Source organism: Methylobacterium ajmalii (assembly GCF_016613415.1).
GTDB classification, from domain to species: domain Bacteria; phylum Pseudomonadota; class Alphaproteobacteria; order Rhizobiales; family Beijerinckiaceae; genus Methylobacterium; species Methylobacterium ajmalii.
In genome coordinates this window covers 1-1,962 of record NZ_JACWCT010000058.1, presented here as the reverse complement: position 1 = coordinate 1,962, position 1,962 = coordinate 1, and the positions used below count along the sequence as shown (strand labels likewise).

Genomic DNA, 1,962 nt, shown 5'->3' with positions numbered 1-1,962 from the left:
CTCGACGACCACGTCTTCGGCTCGCACTCCGCCCCCCGCGTCCCCGACCTCACGCCCCCGCCAACCCCCGGCTCGTCGCCGTAGCACTGCCGGATCAGAGAGCCCCGCACGTGCGAGCGCTCGTCGGTCTGACGCACGCTGTCGGCGGTGCTTGCCCCCTCCACCTGATGATGCGTGTAGATCCTGTAGGGCACGATCGCGGTCGGCGAGCGGCACCAGTCCATCGCCTCCGCGACGACGATCCCCTCGCGAACCGTCCGCGAGCCCTCCCGCGGCAGGCTCACGAACCCGCCTCCTCGCTCAGCCCGTGCTCGCCCGACACCGCCAGGCCCGCCGCCTCGGCCAGCGACGCCAGCGCCAGCACCGCCCCGTGATAGGCCGGGCAGCGCGCCACCCAGCCGCGCCAGGTCAGGTCCACCCGCCAGGGCGCCGCCTCCGCCCGCAGGTCGAGATGCACCCCGTCGAGGTGCAGCCGCGCCGACACGGCCCGGCCGTCGAACCAGGCGTGGTGGGCCACCGGCACCAACCCGGGCAACCGGAACGTCAGCGCCCCGCCCGGCACCAGCCCGTCGAGCCGCACGGTCTCGTCGCCGTGGAGGCGTGGCCGGATCAGGGCGGGCGCGGCGGTCTGGAAGAAACGGTAGTCGAAATCCGCCGGCATCTGCGGGCAGCGCTCGCGAAGCCACGCCTCGTCGCGGGTGCCGCAATGCCCCTCGCGCCAGCGCCAGAACGGCGGCACCGGGCCGAAGCCGGCCGGGCGCGCGACTGCGAAGGGATCGGCGAGGGCCGCCTCCGGCACCTCGATCCGGGGCGCCGGCAGCACCCGGCCGACCGGGCTCCAGTCCCGGTGCAGCTGCCCCGGGCCGATCGGGTTGTCGGGGCTCGTCGTGCCCTCCGGATCCCCCACGATGCGCCCGCCCGCGGCGAGGCGATAGTCGAGCGGTACGCGGGTGGCGGGCTCGGCCGGGCCGAGCTTCCAGGTCGGCCGCAGGAAGCGCAGCGCCGGTTGCCAGGCGCGCGGCCCGTGGACCCGCAGCGCCGCCCGCGTCTCGCCCACCGTCAGCGCGACCGTCCACGAGCGGGCCGGCCGGCCGCCGGGCGCGTGGGCGTGGCCGAGGACGGTCACGTCGGCGCCGGGCTTGTAGGGAATCAGGTCCCCGACCTGCACGAGCGGCGTGCGATGGGGATCGCCGGCATAGACGTCGTTGAGCACGAGCGCCTGGGTGTCGGCGAGGCTGAGCGCGCCCTCGGCGGAGAGGTCGTAGCGGCCGCGCACCGCGACCACCGCCATCCCGATCCCGTCGCGGTGCAGGTCGCCAAAGCCGAGAGCGGCGAAGGGCGTGTCGTTGCGGATGAGCATCGGACGTCCCCGTCAGCGCGACGGGTTGAGGTCGATGACCTTGCCCCAGTGCTTCACCTGGTCGGAGAAGTCGGTGGTGAAGGTCTTGCCGGTGATGGTGACGTTGCCGTCCTTGTCCATCGTTAGCGTCGAATCGCCGACGACGATCCGGAACACCTCGCCGACCTTGACCAGCATCTCCTGGCCGACCTCGATCACGTACTGCTCGCCGACGGTGTGGGTATGCGCCTTGCCGACGTTCTCCCGCATGGTCTGCCCGACATTGACGACCTTGCTGACGCCGACCTGCTCGGTCGAGGCGATGCCGGTGGTGGAGTTCTGGAAGCGGGTGACCATCGTGTTCATCACGCCGCCCAGGCCGCCCATCATCCCGCCGACCTGGCCGGCGAGCGCCGTGCCCGCCGCCGCCATGCCGGCCCCACCGGCGGTACGCATGCTGCGCACGCTCGCGTCGTTGATCCCGGCCCGGGTTCCGTCGATGCCGGCGCCGATCAGCCCGCCGATGCCGCCGCTGCCCACCAGCCCGCCGAACCCCGTCGCCAGCGCCCCGAGGGCGGAGGCCGCGGGATCGCCCGCGGCATCGCCGCCGCCCGCCCCGGCCG

Annotated in this window: 2 protein-coding genes and 1 pseudogene; all 3 read right to left on the bottom strand. The window is 74.1% G+C overall.

What is annotated here, in order from left to right:
- A partial coding sequence (locus tag HPY23_RS10365; RefSeq protein ID WP_200647340.1) for a PAAR-like domain-containing protein occupies positions 1-284 on the bottom strand: 284 nt, incomplete at its 3' end.
- Positions 281-1,360 carry a DUF2169 family type VI secretion system accessory protein gene (locus HPY23_RS10360; protein WP_091883654.1) on the bottom strand — a complete coding sequence of 360 codons (1,080 nt, stop codon included), beginning with the start codon at positions 1,358-1,360 and terminating at the stop codon, positions 281-283. The genes HPY23_RS10360 and HPY23_RS10365, both read right to left, overlap by 4 nt.
- Positions 1,361-1,372: 12 nt before the next feature.
- Positions 1,373-1,962, bottom strand: a pseudogene (locus tag HPY23_RS10355) (hypothetical protein); the annotation flags it as partial.